Origin of the sequence: Streptomyces coryli, assembly GCF_011044975.1 — a bacterium.
Classification (GTDB): Bacteria; Actinomycetota; Actinomycetes; order Streptomycetales; family Streptomycetaceae; genus Streptomyces; species Streptomyces coryli.
Window position 1 is genome coordinate 1 of record NZ_JAAKZV010000126.1, and the last position, 22672, is coordinate 22672.

Here is a 22672-nt window from a genome sequence, read left to right on the forward strand (position 1 = left end):
CCCCGGACCAGCAACTCCTCGCCTCCAGCGCCGCCATCGGCGCCACCCCCCTCGCCGACCGCCTCGGCGGGCTCGACGCCACCCTCCACCCCGGCACCCTCTCCGCCGGCGAGCGTCAGCTCATCGCGCTCGCCCGCGCGCACGCCGCCCCGGCCGGCGTCGTCCTACTCGACGAGGCCGCCTGTCACCTCGATCCCGCCGCCGAGGAGCGCGCCGAGCGGGCCTTCGCCGCGCAGTGGCATCGCACGGTCGTGATCGTCACGCACCGCCTCGCCTCCGCCCGCCGCGCCCAGCAGGTCCTGGTCATGGACGGCCGCGGGCAACCCCGAATCGAAGCGCCGGCAGCATCGTCACAGCCACCCCGCCCCCTGCGAGATCCGGATCGCGTCGACCCGGTTCCGCGCCCCGGTCTTACGGGTGATCGCGGCCATGTAATTGCGCACGGTCCCCGCCGTGAGATGCAGCCCCCGGGCGATCTCGGCCACCGTGAGCCCTTCGGCCGCGAGTGACAGCACGCTCAACTCCCGCTCCGTGAGCGGCGCCCGCGTCGCGTCCATGAAACTGAGCGCGAGGCTGTCGTCGATGTAGCGCTCGCCACCCGCCAGCACCCGGATCGCGTCCGCCAGCCGGTGCGGCTGCGCGTCCTTGTTGACGTAACCCTGGGCATCGGCGTCGTACGCGCGCTTCAGCAGGCCCGGCCGCCCGGCCGAGACGAGCACCAGCAGCGCGCATCCCGGATACGCGCCGCAGCACGCCGACACCGTCGCCGCCGCCGCGAGACCCGTGGCCCCGGGTCCCTCGGGGTCGACCACGCACACCTGCGGCTGCAGCTTGCGCGCCGCCCGGCCGGCCTCCTCCGTCGGTACGGCGAGTGCGTACAGATCGAGCTCTCGTTCCAGCAGTGCGGCCAGCGCCGACCGCAGCAGTCCTTCGTCGTGCACAAGGAGAACGCGGATCACGTCCCGCTCCATAGCCCCCCGCCTGGCCGTCACTTGCGTACGTGCCTTACGGATGTGCCTGCCTATTACTACCTGCGCGGAGGGCGCTTGGAAAACGGCAAATCGGCCATGCGGTGGTGCGTGGCGCAAGGGGGGCGTGCGACTAACTGCCGTGCGCCCCTTGCTGGTTGCGGCGCTACAGCCAACGGCCGATGGCCGACGACCAATGACCGATGGCCGCCCCGTAACGCCTACGCCCGCCCCGCCGCCGTCAGATCGATCAGCCGGCACGCCATCGCGATATCGATCTTCACCTGCGCGATCGACGCCCGCCCCGACAGCCACGTGATCAGCGCCGAGTGCCACGTGTGCTCGATGACCCGCACCGCCGACAGCTGCTCAGGCGTCGGCTCGCCCTCGATGCCCATCGCGTCCAGGATGATCGCCGTCGTCAGCCGCGAGACCGTGTCCACCTCGGGGCTCACCGAGCGGTCGGCGAAGGTCAGCGCGCGCACCATCGCGTCCGCCAGATGCGGCTCGCGCTGCATCGCGCGGAACGCCCGCATCAGCGTCTCCGCCACCCGGGCGCCGGCGTCGGTCTCCTCCGGCGGGCGCTTCTGCAGCGTCTCGTGCAGCTGCTGCAGCTGGTCCTGCATGGTCGCCACGAGCAGATGGATCTTGGAGGGGAAGTAGCGGTACAGCGTGCCGAGCGCCACCCCGGCCTTCTCCGCGACCTCGCGCATCTGCACCGCGTCGAAGCCGCCGCGGCCCGCCAGCTGCGCGCTGGCGTGCAGGATGCGGCGGCGGCGGGCCTCCTGGCGCTCGGTGAGCGCGGGGCCGGCAGCCGGGGCTTGACCGGGACGGGTGGCCGGTCTGGCTGCCTCTGTCATGTGGGTTCCCGCTTTCCTACGGTCCTCGGTCCTGCGTTGCTCGGTCGCGGCGCCGGTGCCTGCTGTGGCGCAACAGGATGGCAGGGAGCCGGCGGGTGTCGCGAATCACCTGGTGCGGCCCGTACACGAGAAGCTACGGGCGGGTAGATTCAAGCGTCCGAAAGACCGGAGCTGAAACTTGTTCTACCTTACCGTGACCCGTTACGCTCCGGCGGAAACGCTGTGAGAAGGGGGCCGCGAGTGGCTGCAGATGGACCGCTGCGCATCGCGTTGCTCAGCTACAAGGGCAATCCCTTCTGCGGCGGCCAGGGCGTCTACGTGCGCCATCTGTCCCGCGAGCTGGCCCGCCTCGGCCACCGTGTCGAGGTCATCGGCGCCCAGCCGTATCCGGTCCTCGACGAGCACGAGGGCGTCACGCTGACCCGGCTCCCGAGCCTCGACCTGTACCGGCAGCCGGACCCCTTTCGCACCCCGAAGCGCGGCGAGTACCGCGACTGGATCGACGCCCTCGAGGTCGGCACGATGTGGACCGGCGGCTTCCCCGAGCCGCTGACCTTCAGCCTCCGCGCCCGCCGCCACCTCGCCTCGCGCCGCGGCGACTTCGACGTCGTGCACGACAACCAGACGCTCGGCTACGGCCTTCTCGGCGGCCCCCGCACCCTCGGCGCCCCGCTGGTCACCACCGTCCACCACCCCATCACCGTCGACCGGCAGCTGGAGCTGGACGCGGCCGAGGGCCTCAAGCGCCGGATGTCGGTGCGGCGTTGGTACGGCTTCACGCGGATGCAGGCCCGGGTCGCCCGGCGACTGGGCTCGGTCATCACCGTCTCGGGCTCCTCGGCGGCCGAGATCAGCGACCACCTCGGCGTGCGCCGCGAGCGCATCCACGTGGTCCCCATCGGCGCCGATACGGACCTCTTCTCGCCCGATCCGTCGGTACCGGAGGTGCCGGGCCGGATCGTGACGACCTCGAGCGCGGACGTGCCGCTGAAGGGCCTGGTGCACCTCGTCGAGGCGCTGGCCAAGGCCCGTACCGAGGTGCCCGAGGCGCACTTGGTCGTGGTCGGCAAGCGCGCCGACGACGGCCCGGTCGCGGCCGCGATCGAGCGTTACGGGCTCGGCGACGCGGTGCGCTTCGTGAAGGGCATCAGCGACGCGGAACTGGTCGACCTGATCAGGAGCGCGCAGGTCGCGTGCGTCCCCTCGCTGTACGAAGGCTTCTCCCTTCCCGCGGCGGAGGCGATGGCGACCGGCACCCCGCTGATCGCCACAACGGGCGGCGCGATCCCGGAGGTAGCGGGCCCCGACGGCGAAACCTGCGTGGCGGTCCCGCCGGGCGACTCGGGCGCCCTGGCGGCCGGCCTCGCCCGCCTCCTCACGGACCCGGCGCTCCGCACCCGGCTGGGCGCCGCCGGCCGCACCCGGGTGCTGACGAAGTTCACCTGGGCCTCCGCGGCCCGGGGCACGGCCGACCTGTACCGCGCGGCGATCGGCCGCCCCGCGGCCCAGGTGCGCCGCACCGCGGCCCTGGGTGTGCGGGCCGCAGGATCCAACGTAGAGAGAGGCAAGGCTCCGTGCTGACAGTCGACTTCACAAGGTTCCCGCTCGCCGCAGGCGATCGTGTGCTGGATCTCGGCTGTGGCGCCGGCCGCCACGCCTTCGAGTGCTACCGGCGCGGGGCGCACGTCGTCGCGCTCGACCAGAACGCCGAGGAGATCCGCGAAGTCGCCAAGTGGTTCGCCGCCATGAAGGAGGCCGGCGAGGCCCCGGCGGGTGCCACCGCGACCGCCATGGAGGGCGACGCCCTCGCGCTGCCCTTCCCCGACGACAGCTTCGACGTCGTGATCATCTCCGAGGTGATGGAGCACATCCCGGACGACAAGGGCGTGCTCGCCGAGATGGTGCGGGTGCTCAAGCCCGGCGGCCGGATCGCCGTCACCGTGCCGCGCTACGGCCCCGAGAAGGTCTGCTGGGCGCTGTCCGACGCGTACCACGAGGTCGAGGGCGGCCACATCCGCATCTACAAGGCGGACGAGCTGCTCGGCAGGATGCGCGAGGCCGGGCTCAAGCCGTACGGCACCCACCACGCGCACGGCCTGCACTCGCCGTACTGGTGGCTGAAGTGCGCCTTCGGCGTCGACAACGACAAGGCGCTGCCGGTGCGCGCGTACCACAAGCTGCTGGTCTGGGACATCATGAAGAAGCCCCTGGCCACCCGGGTCGCCGAGCGGGCGCTCGATCCACTCATCGGCAAGAGCTTCGTGGCGTACGCGACGAAGCCGCACCTCCCGAAGGCCGCCGCCCAGGCGGAGGCGGCTAAGTGACGTCACCGGGACGTACCGAGCGGCTCGCACTCACCGGCGTCCTCACCGCTGAAGAGGCCGCCGCCACCGTCGCCGGCATCGCGGCGGTGCAGCGGGCGGACGGGGCGATCCCGTGGTTCCGCGGACACCACCTCGACCCGTGGGACCACATCGAGGCCGCGATGGCGCTGGACGCCGCGGGGGAGCACGCGCGGGCGGAGGCGGCGTACGAGTGGCTGGCGGCGCACCGGCTGCCGGACGGGTCGTGGTACGCGGCGTACGCCGACGGGGACGCCGAGCAGCCCACGGACCGGGGCCGGGAGACGAACTTCGTCGCGTACATCGCGGTCGGGGTCTGGCATCACCATCTGTCCACCGGCGACGACGCGTTCCTCGAGCGGATGTGGCCCGCGGTGCGGGACGCCGTCGAGTTCGTGCTGGCGCTCCAGCAGCCGGGTGGGCAGATCGGCTGGAAGCGCGAGCCGGACGGCGCCGCGCTTACGGACGCGCTGCTCACCGGCTCCTCCTCCATCCACCAGGCGCTGCGCTGCGCCCTCGCCATCGCCGAGCGGCGCGGCGAGCCGCAGCCGGACTGGGAGCTGGCGGCCGGGCAGCTCGGGCACGCCATCCGCCGGCACCCGGAGCGCTTTCTCGACAAGGACCGCTTCTCGATGGACTGGTACTACCCGGTCCTCGGCGGCGCGGTGACGGGAGCGGCGGCGAAGGAGCGGATCGAGGCCGACTGGGACCGCTTCGTGGTGCCCGGCCTCGGCGTCCGCTGCGTCTCCGACCGGCCGTGGGTGACCGGCGGCGAGAGCGCCGAGCTGGCGCTCGCGCTGTGGGCCATGGGGGAGCGGGAGCGGGCGCACGAGATCCTGCGCTCGATCCAGCATCTGCGGGCGCCCGACGGCATGTACTACACGGGCTATGTCTTCGAGGACGACGCCATCTGGCCCGCCGAACTCACCGCCTGGACGGCGGGCTCGCTGCTGCTGGCCGTGGCCGCCCTCGGGGGAGACGAGGCGACCACGGCCGTGTTCGGGGGCAGCGAGCTGCCCGCGGGGCTGCGGGTGGAACCGGACTGCTGCTGAGCGACTCCGGAAGGGGTCAGAAGCGTCGCACAGTCCTGGCGAGGGCGTGCCCGATGGCGAGGTACACCACCGCGGCGATGCCGTAGTTCAGCAGCACCCGCCACCAGTCCGGGTTCACCTGGAACATGTCCCGCGACCAGCCCGCCAGCCAAGCGGCCGAGTCCTGGATGAAGTCGACCAGGCTGTTGGTCCGGTTGGCGTCGAGCACGTACATAAGGATCCACAGCCCGATCACGATCGCCGCGATGTCGGCGATGACCGCAATGGCGACGGCTGCCGGATTTCCTCCGTAACGCCTCGTGTGTGTGGCCATAAGCGTCGGGTTGCCGGATAACAGTCCGATAAACACCCGAACGGCGGGCCCCGGGTAGTCCCGGCGGCCGCGACGGGCGACTCTGCGAGGAGAACAGACGCTTCCCGGGAGGCCCCCATGCGCCGGATATCCGTAGCCCTGCTGCTCTGCTGCGCCCTGCTCGCAGGGGGCACGGCATGCAGCAACAGCCCGGACCGGGAGGCGGGGGCGGGCTCGGCGAACAGCACGAGCACGCCGGAGCGGGAGAAGTACAACCGCGCCAAGTTCGTCGCGAACGCGGGCCTGGCGGCCGGCGCCGCGTACCAGTGGCTGCTCAAGCCGTACCGCGCCGGCAACTTCCAGAAGGGCGCCAAGGGCCGCACCTTCACCCTCATCAAGGCGGGCGTCGCCGGCGCCTTCGCGTACAACCGGCTCAAGGCCGCGCAGAAGAACGCCAAGGGCGACCCGGTGCTGACGAAGGCCCTCGCCCCGGTGACCGGCGGCATCGAGTCCCTGAAGGGCATGTCGTCGAAGTTCCGCAAGGGCAGCGCCACGGAGGCGGACGTCAAGCAGTACGAGGACGTCCTCAACAACATCAAGGGCGCGGGCAAGGAAGCCGGCCTGAACGTGGTCAACCGGGTGCCGACGACCTCCCAGCTGAACGGGGGCTGACGGCACCCGCCGGGTGCGCTTAGGGTTCCCGGCATGCCTGCACTCGCACACGAGCGCTATTGCGCCGAAGTCATCGCCCAGACCGACCTGCTGCGCGATGTCGTACGCGCCACCGACCTCGGCGCGCGGGTGCCCACCACCCCCGACTGGGACCTGGGCGAGCTGGCCGTGCACGTCGGCGGGGCGCACCGGTGGGCGGCGGTGCTGGTGAGCACGCGGGCGCAGCGCGACATCCCCGACGACGAGGTGCCCGGCTTCTACGGGCCCGAGCCCCGGCAGCACCGGGAGCTCGAGTACTGGCTGGCGGAGGGCGCGGAACTGCTCGCGAACGCGCTGCGCGAGGCCGGCCCCGACGCCCCGGTGTGGACGTGGGCCCAGGAGCGTACGGCCGGCTTCTGGGCGCGCCGGATGACGCACGAGACGGTGGTGCACCGGGCCGACGCGGCGGGGGCGGCCGGGCCCGGCTTCGAGGTGGCACCCGACGTCGCCGCGGACACCCTCGACGAATGGCTGGAGATCCTCGACCTGGCCCAGCGCAACCCGGACGACGAGGACCTCGCCGCCCTCCGCGACCGCGCCCTGGCCGGCCGCACGCTCCACCTCCACGCCACCGACGCGCCCGGCGCCGAGTGGCTCATCGAGCTCGGCGAGGCCGGCTTCAGCTGGGAGCGCGCGCACCGCAAGGCGGACGTGGCGCTGCGCGGGCCGATCGCCGACGTGCTGCGGGTCTTCTACCGGCGGCTGCCGGCGGACAGCGGCCGGGTGGAGGTGCTGGGCGACGCGAAGCTGCTTCAGACGTGGCTGGAGCGGGCGTCCTGGAGCTAGCCGTTGAGCTCTGCGAGAGCGCGGAGTGTCGGCAGATCCGGGGACGTGACCAGGAGGTCCGTCACCGGGCCCTTGCGCCACAACTCCAGGCGTTCGGCGATACGGGCACGCGGCCCGACCAGGGAGATCTCGTCGGCGAAGGCGTCCGGGACGGCGGCGATCGCCTCGTCGCGCCGGCCCTCCGCGAACAGGTCCTGGATGTGCCGGGCTTCGGCCTCGTAGCCCATGCGCGCCATCAGGTCGGCGTGGAAGTTGCGGGAGGCGTGGCCCATACCGCCGATGTAGAAGCCGAGCATCGCCTTCACCGGGAACAGCCCCTCGGCGACGTCGTCGCAGAGCTGCGCGCGGACCAGCGGCGCGATCATAAAGCCGGGGGAGAGGTCGGCGAGCGAGGCCTCGTAGACGTCCGTACGGAACGGGGACCAGTACAGCGGCAGCCAGCCGTCCGCGATCCGCGTCGTCTGTGCGATGTTCTTCGGACCCTCCGCGCCGAGGAGGATGGGGACCTCGGCACGGAGGGGGTGGGTGATCGGCTTCAGCGGCTTGCCGAGCCCGGTCCCGTCCTCGCCGCGGTACGGGTGCGCGTGGAAGCGGCCGGCCAGCTCCACCGGGCCCTCGCGGCGCAGCGCTTGGTGGATCACCTCCACGTACTCGCGGGTGGCGGTGAGCGGGCTGCGCGGGAACGGCCGCCCGTACCAGCCCTCCACCACCTGCGGCCCGGAGAGCCCGAGGCCGAGCATGAGCCGGCCGCCGGAGAGGTGGTCGAGTGTGATCGCGTGCATCGCGGTGGCGGTGGGCGTACGGGCCGCCATCTGCACGATCCCGGTGCCGAGCCGGATCCGCTCGGTGTGCGCGGCGATCCAGGTGAGCGTGGTGAACGCGTCGGAGCCCCAGGCCTCCGCGGTCCATACGGAGTCGTAGCCCAGGCGCTCGGCTTCACGGGCGAGTTCGGTGTGCTCGGGCTTGGGGCCGCGACCCCAGTAGCCGAGTGCTAGTCCCAGGCGCATATCTGACGGTGTATCAGGTGCGCTCGGACAAGACAATGGCCCCCCGCCCGTCAAGCGGGCGAGGGGCCGGTGCCGTTGGTTACGTCAGCCGCGCTGGATGCCGCTGGTGTCCTGCAGCACGCCGCGACGGCCGTCCTGGGTCTGGGCGACCAGGGCCGGGCCGCGCTGGTCGACGGCCAGGTACCAGATGCCCGGGGCCAGCTCGGCGACCTGAGCGTTCGAGCCGTCCTCGGCGAACAGCGGCCGCGCCGCCGGCACCGCGAACCAGAACGGCGCGAACGAGCCGCCACCGGCGGGCGCCGGAGCACCCTGCTGCTGCGGCGCACCGGGACCGCCCGGGCCGGGCTGCGGGGCACCGCCGCCGTACGCGGGCTGCGGCTGCTGCTGGCCGTACGGCTGACCGGGCTGACCGCCCTGCTGCGGGCCACCGGGGTAGCCGTAACCGGGCTGACCGCCCTGCTGCGGGTAACCGCCCTGCATGGCGGGCTGCTTGGGGGCGCCGAGGAGGGGGGCCTTGAAGGCGGGGATGGCGCCGGTGAGTACGGCGCCGGCCGCGATGACGAGGGTGCCGAGGAGCGCGATCCAGGCGCCCATGCCGGCGCTCAGGCTGTCTTCGTCGGCGACGCCGCCCGGCAGCTGGATGACGGCGGTCAGTGCGCTCAGCAGCGCGCCCAGGGACAGGCCCGTGCCGACCTGGTCGAGGGAGAGGCCGGCCACCTTCTTGTCGGCCTGCATGCGGCCGACCACGATGAGGATGGCGGCGAGGATGCCGGCGATGAAGACCGCCGAGGCCGTCGGCGAGACGTCGCCGGACCAGCCGGTCGGCAGCTTCTCCTGCCCCTTGTCGCAGGCCTCGGCGGGGAGCCCGTCAGGGCATTCGGCCGAGATGAACTTCAGGAACGAGGCGACGATCAGCAGCAACGCGCCGACGAGCACTACGGCGTCGCCTCGGGTGAGTGAGCGGATATTCACGAGTTGTCCTTTGCAAGTCTTGGTCGTTGTCGCTGTCGCCTGCCCGGTACGGGCCGTCGCCGCCGCGAATCCGTGCGCGGTGGGACATCGTACGGGTAGTAGATCTACGTACGAGAAGACGGGCCCATGTACACCGCTGTCACCTCTCCCCCTGTTCCCCCGTCATGTACTGCTTTTCGTCACTACCCCTGGAGATACGCCCTGATGCCGTCGGCGATCCCGTGCGCCGCCCGCTGCCGCCAGCCGGCGTCCGACAGGCGGTCTGCTTCGGCCGCGTTGCGCATGTTGCCGCATTCGATGAAGACTTTGGGCACCTTCGACAGATTGAGTCCGCCGAGGTCCGAACGCACGGTGTAGCCCTTGCCGTCGCCGGTGTAATTCGAGTGCCGGCTGCCGGTGGTCTTCGCGAAGTGCTTCAGCACCGATTCGCCGAGCTTGCGCGAGTCGGCGGTGATGGGGCGGGTGTCGGCCACGCCGTCGTGCACGCGTGCGGGGAAGATCACATGGAATCCGCGGTCCCCGCTGCTGCCCGCCCCGTCCGCGTGGACGGAGACGACGGCGTCGGCCTTCGCCTTGTTTCCGATGGCGGCGCGTTCGTCGATGCAGGGACCGTACGCACGCTTGCCGTCCTGGGTGAGCTTGACGGTGGCGCCCTGTCCGGTGAGCAGGCGCTCGGCGCGGCGGGTCACGTCGAGGGTGAACTCCGCTTCGCTGTACCCGTCGTTCGTGGCGGCGCCGGTGGTGTCGCATTCCTTGCGGCCGGTGCCGATGTCGACCTTGCGGTTGATCTCCGCAGTGTGGTCGCGGTTGTTGGGGTTGTGCCCCGGGTCGAGGACGATGACCTTGCCGTCGAGCGGCTTCTCGTCCGTCTGCGGCTTTACGGAGGAGGGCGGGCTGCTGCCCTCTTTGTCTTCCGTGTCTTTGTGCGCCGACGCCCCCGGCTTTCCCCCCTGCGGGCCGCCGTCCGAATCACCGACCGCCTGCCAGACCAGATAGCCCGCGAAGCACACGGGTATCAGTGGCGCTAGGAGGAGGGTGGCGCGGACGCGCCGGTTCAGCGTGGGCACGGATGCGACCGTAGCAGGGAGGTCAGACACCCTGCGCGGTGCGCTTGAGGACCCGCAGTGAACGTGTGGCGGAGATCTCGGTGAAGGCGCCGGAATCGAGGGCGCGGCGGTAGATCCGGTACGGGGCCTGGCCGCCGTCGGCGGGGTCGGGGAACACGTCGTGGATGACGAGCGTCCCGCCCTCGGCGAGATGCGGGACCCAGCCCTCGTAATCGGCGGTGGCGTGCTCGTCCGTGTGCCCGCCGTCGATGAAGACGAGCCCGAGCCGGCTGCCCCAGTGCGCGGCCGCCTGCGGCGAGCGGCCGACGAGGGCGAGGACGTGGTCCTCGAGGCCCGCGCGGTGGAGGGTGCGGCGGAAGGTGGGGAGCGTGTCCATGAGCCCCAGCTCGGGGTCGACGAGGGTGGCGTCGTGGTACTCCCAGCCCGGCTGCTGCTCCTCGCTCCCGCGATGGTGATCGACGGTGACGGCGATCACCTGGGACTCGCGGGCGGCGGCGGCGACGAGCAGCGTCGACCGCCCGCAATAGCTGCCGACCTCGAGCAGCGGCAGCCCGAGACGCCCCGCCCCGACGGCGGCGTCGTAGAGCGCGAGGCCCTCGTCGAGCGGCATGAAGCCCTTGGCGGCTTCGTAGGCGGCGAGCACATCGGGCTTGAGCTGGGACATGGGCGTCACCTTAATGCTGAGCCGGTGCCGCGCTGCCGGGGCCCGGCGTGACGTACGCCACGGGCCTAGGACCACCGACGGATCCGGCCCCGGCCGATATCCCCGTGCCGCCGCCCACCGCCAGGTGCCAGCATGTAACCCATGGTTCACAGTTCGACGAGTGACGTCACCGGCATATCCAAGGCGGCGGCCAGGAAGCCCCCGCTCTGGCTCCTCCTGGCGGTGACGTGTGCCGGGCAGTTCCTCGTCGTGCTCGACGTGGCCGTGGTCAATGTCGCGCTGCCCGCCATGCGCGCCGACCTCGGCATGTCCGCCGTCGGCCTGCAGTGGGTGGTCAACGCCTACACCCTCACCTTCGCCGGCTTCATGCTTCTCGGCGGCCGCGCGGGCGACCTCTTCGGGCGCAAGCGGATGTTCGTCGTCGGCCTAGCGCTCTTCACCGCCGCCAGCCTCGCCGGCGGCCTCGCGCAGGCGCCGTGGCAGCTGCTCGCCGCCCGCGCCGTGCAGGGCATGGGCGCCGCCGTGCTGGCGCCGTCCACGCTCACGCTGCTCACCGCCTCCGTGCCCGAGGGCCCGGCCCGCGGCCGCGCGATCGGCACCTGGGCCGCCGTCGGCGCCGGCGGCGGGGCCGCGGGCGGCCTGATCGGCGGGGTGCTCACCGACGCCCTGTCCTGGCGCTGGGTCCTCCTGATCAACGTGCCCATCGGCGCCCTCGTCCTCATCGCCGCCATCGTCTGGCTCACCGAGTCCCGCGCCGGCGACCGCCGCCGCCTCGACGTCCCCGGCGCCGTCCTGGTCACCGGCGGCCTTGCGCTCCTCGCGTACGGGATCGTGCAGACCGAGAGCGAAGGGTGGGGCGCCGCGGCCGCCCTCATCCCCCTCCTCCTCGGGTTCGTGCTCCTCGCGGCCTTCCTTCTCGTCGAGGCGAAGACCAAGGCGCCGCTCATGCCGCTCAAGCTCTTCGCGCTGCGCTCGGTCTCCGCCGCGAATACGGCGATGCTGGTGACCGGCGCGGCGATGTTCGGCTCCTGGTACTTCCTGTCCCTCTATACGCAGAACGTCCTCGGCTACACCCCGATCGAGGCCGGCCTGTCGATGGTCCCGCACTCCATCGCCATCGTCGTCGGCGCGAAGCTCGCGCCGCGCCTGGTCGCCCGCACCGGGCCGAAGACCGTCGCCATCACCGGCATCACGATGGCCGCCGTCGGCTATCTCTGGCAGAGCGGCATGCCGGTCGACGGCGTGTACGCCCGCGACATCCTCGGCCCCGGCGTGCTGATGATGCTCGGCGCCGGCCTCGCCACCACGCCCCTGGTCACCGTCGCCACGGGCGGCGTCGAGGCCTCGGAGGCCGGCCTGGTCTCCGGCCTGGTCAACACCTCCCGCACGATGGGCGGCTCCCTCGGCCTGTCGATCCTGTCCACCGTCGCCGCCGCCCGGATCGGCGGCGGCGAGGGCCCGGAGGCGCTCACCGCCGGCTACGCGGCGGCCTTCCGCGCCGGCACCTTCATGCTCTTCGGCGCCGCGCTGTTGGCGCTGCTCGTGCTGCCCAGGACGCCGAAGGCGCGTACGGAGCAGACGGCCGCCGCCTCATAGGGCCGCTACTTGCCCATGGTGAGGCCGTCACTTCCCCATGGTGAGCCCGTCCTTCGCCGCGCCCCGGCTCAGCACGGTCTCCCGGATCCGGTCCCGCACGTCCTCGTAGCCCTCCGGATTCGCGCCCAGGTTCCGCACCCGCATCGACCCGGTGTCCATCAGCTGCGGCACGAACTCCGCCTTCGACACCCGCCACCGCTCGCCGCCCTTGCGCGGCGGGGCGAAGGTGAAGCGGGCGATGGAGGACCAGTTGCCGCGCGGGTCGGACTCCCCGGAGTAATTCGTCATCGAGCCGGCGATCTGGTCGCCCATCCCGTAGACCACCCAGGTGCCGTTGACCTTCTCGTACGCCTGCGGGACGTGGTTGTGGGTGCCCAGGATGACGTCGATGACGCCCGCCTTCGTGAGCTCGCGGGCCAGCCGCAGCTGCGTGCGGTCCGGGGCCTCCTCCCACTCCGTGCCCCACTGGATCGACACCGCCACCACGTCGGCGCCGGCCCGGCGCGCGGCGCGGGCGTCGGCGATGATCCGGTCCGGCTCGGTGATGTTCACCGCCCAGGGCTTGCCGCGCGGCATCGGGATGTCATTGGTGTCGTACGTGTAGGAGAGCTGCGCCACCTTCGCGCCCTTGACCTTCAGCAGCGCGGGGCTCTCGGCCTCCTTCTTGCTGCGTCCGGTGCCGGCGTGCTTCAGGCCCGCGGTGTCCATGGCGTCGAGGGTGTTCATGATGCCTTCGGCGCCGAGGTCGAGGGAGTGGTTGGAGGCGGTGGAGCAGCCGTCGTAGCCGGTGTCCGCGGCGCCCTTGGCGACCTGGGGCGGGGACTTGAAGTACGGATAGCCGGTGAACGGGCCGCCGTCCGGGCCGTACACCGTCTCCATGTGGCACAGCGCCAGGTCCGCCCGCGACACGGCGGGTTTCACGCCCGCCAGCATCGGCGCGAAGTCGTACGTCTCGCCGCCGCCGTCCGCCAGCGCCTGCTGGATGACCGAATCGTGCGGCAGCACGTCGCCGGAGGCGAGGAGGGTGAAGGGTGCCTGCTTCTTGGCCGGCGCCGCCTTGTCCCGGGCCGGGGGCCGGTCGTCGGACGGCGTCTGGCCGCAGCCCGCGGCCAGCAGTGCGGCGAGGAATGCGGCGTACGGCCGCCGGTGAAGAGCCATGCCGCAATTCCGCAATATTCATATTAATGCGGGCAAAGGGGCACGCCCGCAATGTCGCTCGGATGGCCCACCCCGCGGCCGTATCTGACGAGGCGTCAGCCCTCTTCCCAACTCCACCCCCGTGCGTTATACATGCCGAAGTGGCTAGAACGTGTTCTCGTTACACGCTTCCGGCCGCCCCGATACGACCCCGGCGTGCCGACGGTGCGGACGGCCGCGCCGGGGTCTCGCAAGCCGCAGCCCAGCAGAAGGAGCGCGCGCCCGATGCCCATCGACGCAGCCAAGGCCATCGCCGCCGAGCCCCGCGAGACCCCCGTCGCCTGGAACCACAAGGATGTGCAGCTCTACCACCTGGGCGTAGGCGCCGGAGCTCTGCAGGGCTCGGCCACCGACCCGGACGAGCTGCGCTACACGCTGGAGAGCAAGCTGCACGTGCTGCCCTCCTTCGCCACGGTCGCCGGCGGCGGCCTGGCCGGCGCCGGCAGCTCGCTGAACGCCCCCGGCATCGAGGTCGACCTGGCCGCCCTGCTGCACGCGGGCCAGCGCATCGAGGTGCACCGCCCGCTGCCGGTGAACGGCGAAGCCGTCCAGACCTCCCGGGTGGCCGCCGTCTACGACAAGGGCAAGGCCGCCGTCCTCGTCCTCCGCTCGGAGATCTCCGACGCCGACGGACCGCTGTGGACCTCCGACAGCCAGGTCTACGTCCGCGGCGAAGGCGGCTTCGGCGGCGAGCGTGGCCCCTCGGCCCGCGTCGAGACCCCGGACCGCGCCCCCGACCACACGGTCGAGCGCGAGATCCGCGAGGACCAGGCGCTCCTCTACCGCCTCTCCGGCGACTGGAACCCGCTGCACGCCGACCCCGAGTTCGCCAAGCTCGCCGGCTTCGACCGGCCGATCCTGCACGGCCTCTGCTCGTACGGGATCGCGCTCAAGGCAGCCGTCGACACGGTCCTGGCCGGCGACGTGACCCGCGTCCGCTCGTATCAGACCCGCTTCGCCGGCGTGGTCTTCCCGGGCGAGACGCTCCGCATCCGGCTGTGGCAGGAGCCCGGCCGGGTCCAGCTCACCGCCACCGCAGTCGAACGCGAGGACGCCCCGGTCCTGTCGGACACGGTCCTCGAGCACAGCTAGGGGGCCGCACCGGCCCCGACCGCACCCGGCGACTCCCGAGGAGGAGGCATGCGCGCAGCGGTATTGCATGAGACAGGTCAGGAAAAGCTCGAGCTCCTCGACGACGTCGAAGCCACCGGCTTCGGCCCCGGCAAGGTCCGGATCCGGCTCCGCGCCACCGGCCTGTGCCACTCCGACCTCTCCGCGATGAGCGGCGTGCTGCCGCAGCCCGCGCCGTTCATCCCCGGGCACGAGGGCGCGGGCGAGGTCGCCGAGGTCGGCGAGGGCGTCACCGAGGTCGGGGTCGGCGACCGGGTGCTCGTCAGCTGGCTGCCGGCCTGCGGGGTGTGCCCGTCGTGCAAGCGCGGCCAGACCCACCTCTGTCTGACCGGCTTCCTCAACGCGGGCACGCCGAACTTCAGGCGCCCGCAGGGCGACGTCTTCGGCTTCGCCGGCACCGGCACCTTCGCCGAGGAGCTGGTCGTCGACGCCGTCTGCGCCGTGAAGATCCCCGACGACGTGCCCTTCGACATCGCCGCCCTCATCGGCTGCGGCGTCACCACGGGCCTCGGCGCGGCCATCAACACCGCGAAGGTGGAACCCGGTTCGTCCGTGGCCGTCATCGGCTGCGGCGGCGTCGGCATCAGCGCGATCCAGGGCGCGCGGGTCTGCGGCGCGGCGCAGATCGTCGCCGTCGACCCGGTCGCCTCGCGGCGCGAGGCCGCGCTGCGCTTCGGCGCCACCGAGGCGGTCACACCCGACGACCTCGGCGACCTCAAGCAGCGGATCACCGAGGGCGGCGAGGGCTTCGACTACGTCTTCGAGGTCGTCGGCCGGTCGGCCACGGCCCGTACGGCCTACGAGAACACCCGCCGCGGCGGCTCGCTCGTCGTCGTCGGCGCGGGCGCGATGGACGACCATCTGCAGCTCAATATGTTCGAGCTGTTCTTCGACGAGAAGCGCATCCTGCCGTCGATGTACGGCGGCGACGACGCGCGCCGCAGCTACGACCGCGCCATCGCGCTCTGGCGCTCGGGCCGGATCGACCTGGCGGGACTGATCACCCACCGGGTGCCGCTCGCCGACATCAACGAGGCGCTGGATCAGATGCGCACGGGCGTGGCGCTGCGCACGTGCATCGAAATCTGATCGCCGATATCTGATCTGATCGCCGATATCCGAGGGGACGCAGAAGGTTGAGTGAGCTGGACGGGAAGACCGCGATCGTCACCGGTGCGGGGCGTGGCCTGGGCCGCGCCGAAGCGCTGGAGCTGGCGAAGCTGGGCGCGAACGTCGTGGTCAACGACTTCGGGCAGGCCGGCCGGGACGGCTCAGGCGAGGCCTCGGCCGGCCCGGCCGAGCAGGTCGCCGAGGAGATCCGGGCGGCCGGCGGCAAAGCAATCGCGCACACCGGCGACGTGGCGGACTTCGAGCAGGCCAGAGGGCTGATCGGGCTGGCCATCGAGACGTACGGCGGGCTCGACGTCCTGGTCAACAACGCCGGCATCCTCCGCGACCGGATGATTTTCTCGATGACGGAGGCGGAGTGGGACTCCGTCATCCACGTCCACCTCAAGGGCCACTTCAACACGACCCACTTCGCCGCCGCCCACTGGCGCGAGCTGTCGAAGTCGACTGGCGCCCCGGTCTACGGGCGGATCGTGAACACGTCGTCGGAGGCCTTCCTGGCGGGCTCTGCCGGGCAGCCCAACTACGCGGCGGCGAAGGGCGGCATCGTCGGCCTGACGACGTCGACGGCAGAGGCGCTGCGCAAATACGGCGTCACGGCGAACGCCATCTGCCCCCGGGCCCGTACGAGGATGACGGAGGACGTCTTCGCGGGCTTCGCGGAAGGCGAGGAGGGCAAGCTCGACCCGCTGGCCCCGGAACACGTCTCGCCGCTCGTCGGTTACCTCGCCACCCCGGCGGCCGCCCGAGTCTCCGGCCAGGTCTTCGTCGTCCACGGCGGCATGGTCGCGGTCCTGGAACGCCCGCGGGTGGCAGTGAAGTTCGACACAAAGGGCGAGTCCTTCTCGTACGAGGAGCTGGACGCCTCCCTCACCCCGTACTTCGCCGACCGCCCGGAGAAGGAGAGCTTCGCGGCCGCCGAGGTGCTGGGTTTGAAGCATGAGCGGCGATGACCCGGAAAGCTATTAAATTCCTGCGGTCAAAACGTAGTTGAACGATGACACTCGAAATGGCGGCATCACCGGAAGGTGATGCCGCCATCAACTTTATCGGTGCGACAGTGGTGGACGACCAACCCCACAGAGATGGATCGTCACCATGCGTAAGGCCGTAGTTGCCACCCTCGTTGTCCTTTCCCTGGGCATGTCCGTTCCGGCGCTCGCCGCTCCCGCTCCAGCCGCGGTGGACGCCGCCGCCAGGCTTCAGCAGCCCGCGCCGGCCGGAACCCAACTGGACGTCACCGACGCCCGGATGAAGGTCACGAACCTGCTGTCCATTACCGGCATCGCCGCCTACCTCACCGACTCCGACGGCACTCCCCTGGCGGGAGAGACCATTTACTTCGAGAGTGCCGCCGGCCGTGCACTGGGCAAGGCCACAACGGACCGGAACGGCGAGGTGCACCTGGACCCCGTCGAGTTCAACCTCGGCCCTGGCCTGGAAGACGAACTGCTCGAGGGTTACACCGCCTACTACGGTGGCAGCGACACGTACGGGCGGAGCCAGGCGCACGGCGCCATCGAGGTGGCGGTCTGAACCGCTAGCCTCCCCACACCTCGCAGTGATGCCGCTTTCCGAAGTCACCTGAGACCTCTGGGCCGCCCGCCGGGGCGGTCTGGAGGGTCAGGACCTTGCCCGGGGTGCGGGACTGTTCCGGCATCGCCGGCAGTCCCGGGGCCGTCGGCCGGCCCGTGCGCACAAAGGACGACCAGTACGCCGTCATCTGCCGCGACAGCTTCTTCTCCGCCGCTGTGAACGGGGCTTCCAGGCCGAAGTGGCGGAAGAGGTATTGCAGTTCGTTCACATGGGTGGCGCCGAAGGGGAAGTCCGTATCCAGGTTACGGAGCGAGGCGAAGGGCGGGCCCGTTTCATCGGCGAATTCATACGCGTAGACCGGAGCCGTTCCCGCGATGCGGCTGTTCAGACGGTCGGCCGGGCATGCCATCAACTGGTCGCCGACCGCGGCCGCGTAGGCGAGCGTCGGCGTCTTGAACGCGGACAGCGGATACGCCCGCAGCACCTGCTCGGCCTTCTCCGCGCCGAAGGCATTCCGGATCGCCGCCGGATACTGCTCCGCCGTCAGCGGCTTTCCCGCGCCGTCGTACGCGCCGAAGGCGAAGAGCGTGCCCTCGTCGCGATTGGCGCCGTTGACCACCGGCACCCGCGGATACTCGCCCGAGGCGAACGCCTCCGCCGGCTGGCGCGGCAGGAAGGAACTGCCCACCACCGGATTCCAGTTATGGCCCGACTGCGCCTTGAGCAGCTCGGCCGCCGGCTTCGCGCGCAGGCACGCCGCCACCGTCGCCGCGTCCTCGCAGCCCAGCTTCTTCGCGAAGGCCAGCCCGTCCGCGTCCGCCGCCGCGCGGGTGCGCGCGTTGCAGTCGTCGTACGCACCCGACTGGATCACCGCGCCGCGGAACAGCCCCCGCGCCCCCGGCGAGGCGAGCTGGTCGCAGACCGAGCGGCCGCCCGCGGACTCGCCCGCGATCGTCACCTTGTCCGCGTCGCCGCCGAAGCGGGCGGCGTTCGCCCGCACCCAGCGGAGGGCGGCCTGCTGGTCGAGCATGCCGTAGTTGCCGGACTCCTGCAGGCCGGGGAGGGAGAGGAAACCCATCGCGCCCAGCCGGTAGTTGATCGTCACCACGACCGCTCCCGACGCGTCCGCGAAGGTGTCGGGCACGACGTCGGAGCCCGCCCCCGCCGTCAGCCCGCCGCCGTGGAACCACACCAGCACCGGCCGGTCCCGCTGCGCGCCCTTCGTCTTCGGCGCGTAGACATTGAGGCTCAGGCAGTCCTCCGTGTGGGTGGGCTGCTCATAGCCCGGGTCCCAGCTGGAGCCCTGCACGCAGCGGTTGCTGAAGTCCGTGGCGTCCCGGACCCCGCTCCAGCGGGCGTGCGGGCGCGGCGGCTGCCAGCGCAGCTTGCCGACCGGGTCGGCGGCGTACGGGATGCCGAGGAACTGCCGCCCGAGGCCGGTCACTTCGCCGCGGACCGCGCCCGCGGTGGTCCGTACGACCGTGGCGCCCTCGCCGCCGCCATCCGCGTGCGCCGCGGGGAGCGGGACGACGGCGAGGGCCGCGATGAGGCCGAGCAGCACGCCGAGACAGCGGCGCGCCCGGCCCGTCATGGTGTTGCTTCCGGTGTCAGTCACGACCCACCTCCACGCGCCCGTGCAGCCGCAGATCCCGCGCCGAGGCGCCGACCCACACCTCGCGGCGCCCGGTGCCGAGGACCCACCCGTGCTCGTCCTCGGACCATGAAGACAGCGTGCTCGCGGACACGCGCACCGTCACCCGCTCCGACCGGCCAGGTTCCAGCTCGACCCGCCGGTATCCGGCCAGCGACCGCACCGCCTGGTCGAGCTTCAGCTCGCGCGAGGGGCCGACGTACACCTGCGGGACGTCGGCGCCGGCCCGGCGCCCGGTGTTGCGGACGGTGAAGGAGACCTCGAGCCCGTCGTCGTCCGCGGCCTCGACCTGCAGCCGGGAGTAGGCGAACGACGTGTAGGACAGCCCGTATCCGAAGGGGAACAGCGGCCTGCGGCCCTTCTCGTCGAACCAGCGGTAGCCGAGGTGGATCCCCTCCGAGTACTCCTCGACGCCGTCGACGCCCGGATAGCGCCGCGGGTCGCCGGCCGTCGCGTGGACGTCGTCGTTCGCCGGGTAGCTCTGGGTGAGCCGGCCGCCCGGGTTCGCGTCGCCGTACAGGACATCCGCGGTGGCGCGGGCGCCCTCCTGGCCCGGGTAGTACATCTGCAGCACCGCCGCGGTGTCGCGCAACCACGGCATCGACACGGCCGAGGAGGTGTTGAGGACCACGACGGTGTTGGGGTTGGCGCGGGTGACCGCGCGGATGAGGGCGTCCTGGTTGCCGGGGAGGGCGATGGTCGTACGGTCCTTGCCCTCGGTGGCGTCCTCGTACGCGAAGACGACGGCGGTGGCGGCCTTACGGGCGGCCGCGACCGCCGCGGCGACATCCGCGGCCTGGGTCTCGGAGGTGATCCGGGTGAGCCGGAACTGCTGCCCCTCCTTGCCCCCGTCGGCGGTGATCCGCAAGGCGTGCGAGCCTGCGGAGACCTTGACGGCGGTGCGGCGCACGGAGAGGCCGCCCGGGGTGGTGGAGACGAGGCCGCCGCTGAAGTACTCGCCGAATCCGGGGAGTTGCGGGAAGAGCTCCTTGCCGTCCAGTTCCACCTTGGGCCGATCGGCGGCGGCCCCGCTGAACTGGATCACGAAGGTCCACTCGTCGTCGCTTTCGGCGGCGATCTGCCCGTCGTACGAGAAGGGCTTCCCGGCGGGGATGGCGGCCCCGCCGGTGTGGTCGAGGTCGGCGGCGGGGGAGAGCGCTTCCTTGGGGATGGCCTTCCCGAAGATGTCCTCGCCCAGCGCGTAACGCACGCTGTCGGCGCGCTTTTTGAGCACATCGAGCGGGCTGTCGGCGTGGTCGGGGATGACGTGCGCGCTGCCGCCGCCGCTGACGAACGGCAGCTCGCCGGTCGGGCCGATGACCGCGAGGCTGCGGGCGGCGCGGCCGGAGAGCGGGAGGGCGTGGCGCTCGTTGCGCAGCAGGGTGGCGCCGGCGACGGCGATCCTGTGCGCGGTCTCGGCGCCCGCGGCGGCGTCGCGCTTCGGGCGCTTCGGGATCGAGCCGTCGAGCAGGCCGAAGCGGTCGAGGATGGCGAGGATCCGCCCGGCGGAGCGGTCGACGAGGCGCTCGGCGACCGTCCCGTCCTGCACCGCCTTCTTCAGCGCCGGGCCGAAGTACTTGTCGTCCGGCATCTCCATGTCGAGCCCCGCGGAGATCGCGGCGGCGGTGGAGTGGGCGGCGAACCAGTCGGTCATCACCCAGCCCTCGAAGCCCCATTGCTCGCGGAGGACATCGGTGAGCAGCGCCTTGTTCTCACAGGCGTAGGTGCCGTCGACGCGGTTGTACGACCCCATGACCGCGCCGGAGCCCGCCTCGATGGCGGCGGCGAAGGGCCGTAGCTCCATCTCCTGCTTGGTCTGCTCGGTGGCGCGGACGTCGATGGTGTTGCGCTCGTGCTCCTGGTTGTTGAGCGCGAAGTGCTTGACCGTCGCGATCATGTGCTCGCCCTGGATGCCCTTGATCTCGGCGGCGACCAGGTCGCCGGAGAGGAGGGGGTCCTCGGAGAAGGTCTCGAAATTCCGTCCCGCGTACGGGGTGCGGATGAGGTTGACCATGGGGGAGAGCAGCACATCCTGGCCGAGCGCCCGGCCCTCGTGGCCGATCACCTTCCCGTAGGCGCGGGCCAGTTCGGGCGAGAAGGCGGCGGCCAGCAGGATCGGCGCGGGGAGCGCGGTGGCGTGGGCCGTGACGCGGACGCCGGCCGGGCCGTCGGTGAGGCGGAGGGCGGGGATGCCGAGGCGGGGGACGCCCGGGACGTAGCCGGCCTGGCCGAGGGAGTCGGGGTCGGTGTGGCCGTGCAGGAGGGAGATCTTCTCGTCGAGGGTGAGGTCGGCGAGGAGCTTCCGGACGCGGGGGGTGAGGGCTGCGGTGGCTGCGGTGCCTGCGGCGCCTGCGGTGCGTGCGGTGCCTGCGGTGCTGCTTCCGGCTTTGGTACGGGCGCCGCCGGCGCCGGTGGCCTGGGCGCCGGCGGCGGGCATGGTGGCGGTGGCCGCAGCGGCCACGGCGATGGCTCCGGCGAGGCGGAGTGCGTTGCGACGGCTGGGGTGGGGTCGGCTCATATCTGCTGGTGCTCCTTCAAGCCTTGAAGCCGCGGGTGCACTTCCCGCGGGTGCTCAAGTGGGCGGCTCTGCGCAGCGCTCAGCGCTGCTTACACGTGTCACAAGCAGTGCACGCCGACCGTAGAGCCGGGTCATTGAGCAGTCAATGACTTGAACACAGATGGCTGGGTGTACCTGGGTGAGCGTGAGTACGCGTACTCATGCCGGGCGGCGGCGGCCGCTACAAGGTGGGGGTCGTAACGGGGGACCGACCTGCTCGAGCCGAGGGAGCTCTTGATGAGGAACACTTCGCTGCCGCGGCGGCTGCTGGCGCTGGCCACGGACAACTGGCTGTCGCGCGGCTATCTGGCGGCCTTCGCCACGTCGGCCGCGCTGGCGGTGGTCGCGCCGGACCACGATGTGCTCGGCGTGGCTCCGATGCTCCTCACGGCTCCGCTCTCGTTCTTCGGCATCGCGGTGCCCTTCGGTCCGGGGACCGAGGGCGGGGGAGCGGTCCAGGTGCTCGCCATCGCCGCGACGTTCGGCTGGCTCGGCGTATGCGCCCTCGTCAACGCCGCGGTGCTCGGCGCGCTGGCGCACGAGGCGCACGGCCGCCGCGCTGCGCGGCACGCCTGACTCCCCTTACGGCTCTCTCTTGGAGGATTCCGATATGGCCCGCTCTGCACGTCCTCGCTCGCGGAGAATCCTGGCGCTGCTGACACCTGCCTTCGACAACTGGCTCTCGCGCGGCTACCTCACGCTGGTCGGCGCGTCGCTGGCGTTCTTCCTGTGGGCGTCGTACCTGTCGGGGGACCCCGGCTTCGCCGCCATCTGGCCGTTCATCACGACGGCGCCGGGGAGCATTCTCGCGCTGCTGTTGCCGGTGCCTGTGGCAGGCTCCCCGCTCGACTGGCTCGGCCCACTGCTCTTCACCGCCGGCGCGACGCTGTCCGGCCTGGTCAACGCCGCACTCCTCGGCGTCCTGGCCCGCCAGCTGCGCATGCGAGAGCCGCGCACGGCGGGCTGAGCACCCGCCTCGAACGAAGGTCAACGCCTGGCGGTCAAGGGCGCCTTCTGCAGCGGAATGGGCCGCCGCAACACGGCGGGCCTGGCTTTCGCCACCGACACGCCTTTACGGGACGCGGGATCCGCAATGGCGCGGCGAGACCGCGCCGGCCCGGGGGTCGGCGCGGCCTCGCCGGGCGGGGTGGGGGG

22 protein-coding genes are annotated in these 22672 nt (G+C 71.8%); 12 read left to right on the plus strand and 10 right to left on the minus strand.

Annotated features, from left to right (window positions below; genetic code table 11):
* Window positions 1-350 precede the first annotated feature (350 nt).
* Entirely contained in the window at window positions 351-959 is a 609-nt protein-coding gene (locus G5C51_RS24815) for a response regulator transcription factor (protein ID WP_338118295.1), read from the minus strand.
* 230 nt (window positions 960-1189) lie between these two features.
* Window positions 1190-1828, minus strand: coding sequence for a TetR family transcriptional regulator (locus G5C51_RS24820; RefSeq protein WP_165240419.1), 639 nt, complete (start codon window positions 1826-1828; stop codon window positions 1190-1192).
* Window positions 1829-2068: 240 nt separating this feature from the next.
* On the opposite strand from G5C51_RS24820, the gene G5C51_RS24825 reads away from it, so the two are divergent.
* The 3 genes from G5C51_RS24825 to G5C51_RS24835 are packed head-to-tail and all read left to right on the plus strand — an operon-like array spanning window position 2069 to window position 5222.
* On the plus strand, window positions 2069-3409 hold the full coding sequence (locus tag G5C51_RS24825) for a glycosyltransferase family 4 protein (RefSeq protein ID WP_338118296.1): 1341 nt from the start codon (window positions 2069-2071) through the stop codon (window positions 3407-3409).
* A complete protein-coding gene (locus G5C51_RS24830; protein ID WP_165240421.1) occupies window positions 3403-4152 on the plus strand; it encodes a methyltransferase domain-containing protein in 750 nt (249 codons plus the stop codon). The genes G5C51_RS24825 and G5C51_RS24830 overlap by 7 nt, the downstream gene beginning before the upstream one ends.
* A complete protein-coding gene (locus G5C51_RS24835) occupies window positions 4149-5222 on the plus strand; it encodes a glucosidase family protein (RefSeq protein ID WP_165240422.1) in 1074 nt (357 codons plus the stop codon). Before G5C51_RS24830 ends, G5C51_RS24835 begins: the two co-directional genes overlap by 4 nt.
* A gap of 16 nt (window positions 5223-5238) precedes the next feature.
* Here the strand turns inward: G5C51_RS24835 and G5C51_RS24840 are convergent, their stop codons facing one another.
* Window positions 5239-5535 carry a hypothetical protein gene (locus G5C51_RS24840; protein ID WP_165240423.1) on the minus strand — a complete coding sequence of 99 codons (297 nt, stop codon included), beginning with the start codon at window positions 5533-5535 and terminating at the stop codon, window positions 5239-5241.
* Between the two features lie 117 nt (window positions 5536-5652).
* Here G5C51_RS24840 and G5C51_RS24845 point away from each other — a divergent pair, with 117 nt between their 5' ends.
* Window positions 5653-6186 carry a hypothetical protein gene (locus G5C51_RS24845; RefSeq protein WP_165240424.1) on the plus strand — a complete coding sequence of 178 codons (534 nt, stop codon included), beginning with the start codon at window positions 5653-5655 and terminating at the stop codon, window positions 6184-6186.
* A 33-nt stretch (window positions 6187-6219) separates the two neighbouring features.
* Window positions 6220-7011 (plus strand): maleylpyruvate isomerase N-terminal domain-containing protein, encoded by a 792-nt coding sequence (locus G5C51_RS24850; RefSeq protein WP_165240425.1) that lies wholly within the window; start codon window positions 6220-6222, stop codon window positions 7009-7011.
* Here the strand turns inward: G5C51_RS24850 and G5C51_RS24855 are convergent.
* From G5C51_RS24855 to G5C51_RS24870, 4 genes are all read right to left on the minus strand, one after another.
* Complete coding sequence (locus tag G5C51_RS24855) at window positions 7008-8018, minus strand: LLM class F420-dependent oxidoreductase (RefSeq protein WP_165240426.1); 1011 nt, start codon at window positions 8016-8018, stop codon at window positions 7008-7010. The two genes, G5C51_RS24850 and G5C51_RS24855, sit on opposite strands and share 4 nt — an antisense overlap.
* A gap of 84 nt (window positions 8019-8102) precedes the next feature.
* Window positions 8103-8990, minus strand: coding sequence for a hypothetical protein (locus G5C51_RS24860; RefSeq protein WP_165240427.1), 888 nt, complete (start codon window positions 8988-8990; stop codon window positions 8103-8105).
* A 182-nt stretch (window positions 8991-9172) separates the two neighbouring features.
* Window positions 9173-10057 carry an N-acetylmuramoyl-L-alanine amidase gene (locus G5C51_RS24865; RefSeq protein WP_165240428.1) on the minus strand — a complete coding sequence of 295 codons (885 nt, stop codon included), beginning with the start codon at window positions 10055-10057 and terminating at the stop codon, window positions 9173-9175.
* Between the two features lie 22 nt (window positions 10058-10079).
* Window positions 10080-10721 carry a class I SAM-dependent methyltransferase gene (locus G5C51_RS24870; protein WP_165240429.1) on the minus strand — a complete coding sequence of 214 codons (642 nt, stop codon included), beginning with the start codon at window positions 10719-10721 and terminating at the stop codon, window positions 10080-10082.
* Between the two features lie 141 nt (window positions 10722-10862).
* Between G5C51_RS24870 and G5C51_RS24875 the strand changes: the two genes are divergently transcribed.
* Window positions 10863-12317 (plus strand): MFS transporter, encoded by a 1455-nt coding sequence (locus G5C51_RS24875; protein WP_165240430.1) that lies wholly within the window; start codon window positions 10863-10865, stop codon window positions 12315-12317.
* A gap of 27 nt (window positions 12318-12344) precedes the next feature.
* Here the strand turns inward: G5C51_RS24875 and G5C51_RS24880 are convergent, their stop codons facing one another.
* Window positions 12345-13475, minus strand: a complete 1131-nt coding sequence (locus G5C51_RS24880; protein ID WP_165240431.1) for a CapA family protein — start codon at window positions 13473-13475, stop codon at window positions 12345-12347.
* Between the two features lie 264 nt (window positions 13476-13739).
* Here G5C51_RS24880 and G5C51_RS24885 point away from each other — a divergent pair, with 264 nt between their 5' ends.
* The 4 genes from G5C51_RS24885 (at window position 13740) to G5C51_RS24900 (ending at window position 17309) form a co-directional block, all read left to right on the plus strand.
* Window positions 13740-14606 carry a MaoC/PaaZ C-terminal domain-containing protein gene (locus G5C51_RS24885; protein ID WP_165240432.1) on the plus strand — a complete coding sequence of 289 codons (867 nt, stop codon included), beginning with the start codon at window positions 13740-13742 and terminating at the stop codon, window positions 14604-14606.
* Between the two features lie 48 nt (window positions 14607-14654).
* Complete coding sequence (locus tag G5C51_RS24890; protein ID WP_165240433.1) at window positions 14655-15734, plus strand: Zn-dependent alcohol dehydrogenase; 1080 nt, start codon at window positions 14655-14657, stop codon at window positions 15732-15734.
* A gap of 47 nt (window positions 15735-15781) precedes the next feature.
* On the plus strand, window positions 15782-16726 hold the full coding sequence (locus tag G5C51_RS24895) for a 3-oxoacyl-ACP reductase (RefSeq protein ID WP_165240434.1): 945 nt from the start codon (window positions 15782-15784) through the stop codon (window positions 16724-16726).
* A gap of 145 nt (window positions 16727-16871) precedes the next feature.
* The gene (locus G5C51_RS24900; protein WP_165240435.1) at window positions 16872-17309 is read left to right on the plus strand and encodes a hypothetical protein; all 438 of its coding nucleotides are present in this window, start codon (window positions 16872-16874) and stop codon (window positions 17307-17309) included.
* Between the two features lie 4 nt (window positions 17310-17313).
* Here G5C51_RS24900 and G5C51_RS24905 read toward each other — a convergent pair whose 3' ends face one another.
* Complete coding sequence (locus tag G5C51_RS24905; RefSeq protein ID WP_338118297.1) at window positions 17314-18924, minus strand: carboxylesterase/lipase family protein; 1611 nt, start codon at window positions 18922-18924, stop codon at window positions 17314-17316.
* Entirely contained in the window at window positions 18917-21478 is a 2562-nt protein-coding gene (locus tag G5C51_RS24910; protein WP_165240436.1) for a beta-glucosidase family protein, read from the minus strand. The genes G5C51_RS24905 and G5C51_RS24910 overlap by 8 nt, the downstream gene beginning before the upstream one ends.
* A gap of 276 nt (window positions 21479-21754) precedes the next feature.
* On the opposite strand from G5C51_RS24910, the gene G5C51_RS43215 reads away from it, so the two are divergent.
* Window positions 21755-22093 (plus strand): SCO4225 family membrane protein, encoded by a 339-nt coding sequence (locus G5C51_RS43215; protein WP_240929901.1) that lies wholly within the window; start codon window positions 21755-21757, stop codon window positions 22091-22093.
* 34 nt (window positions 22094-22127) lie between these two features.
* Entirely contained in the window at window positions 22128-22484 is a 357-nt protein-coding gene (locus G5C51_RS43220) for an SCO4225 family membrane protein (RefSeq protein WP_240929902.1), read from the plus strand.
* The last annotated feature ends 188 nt before the right edge of the window (window positions 22485-22672 follow it).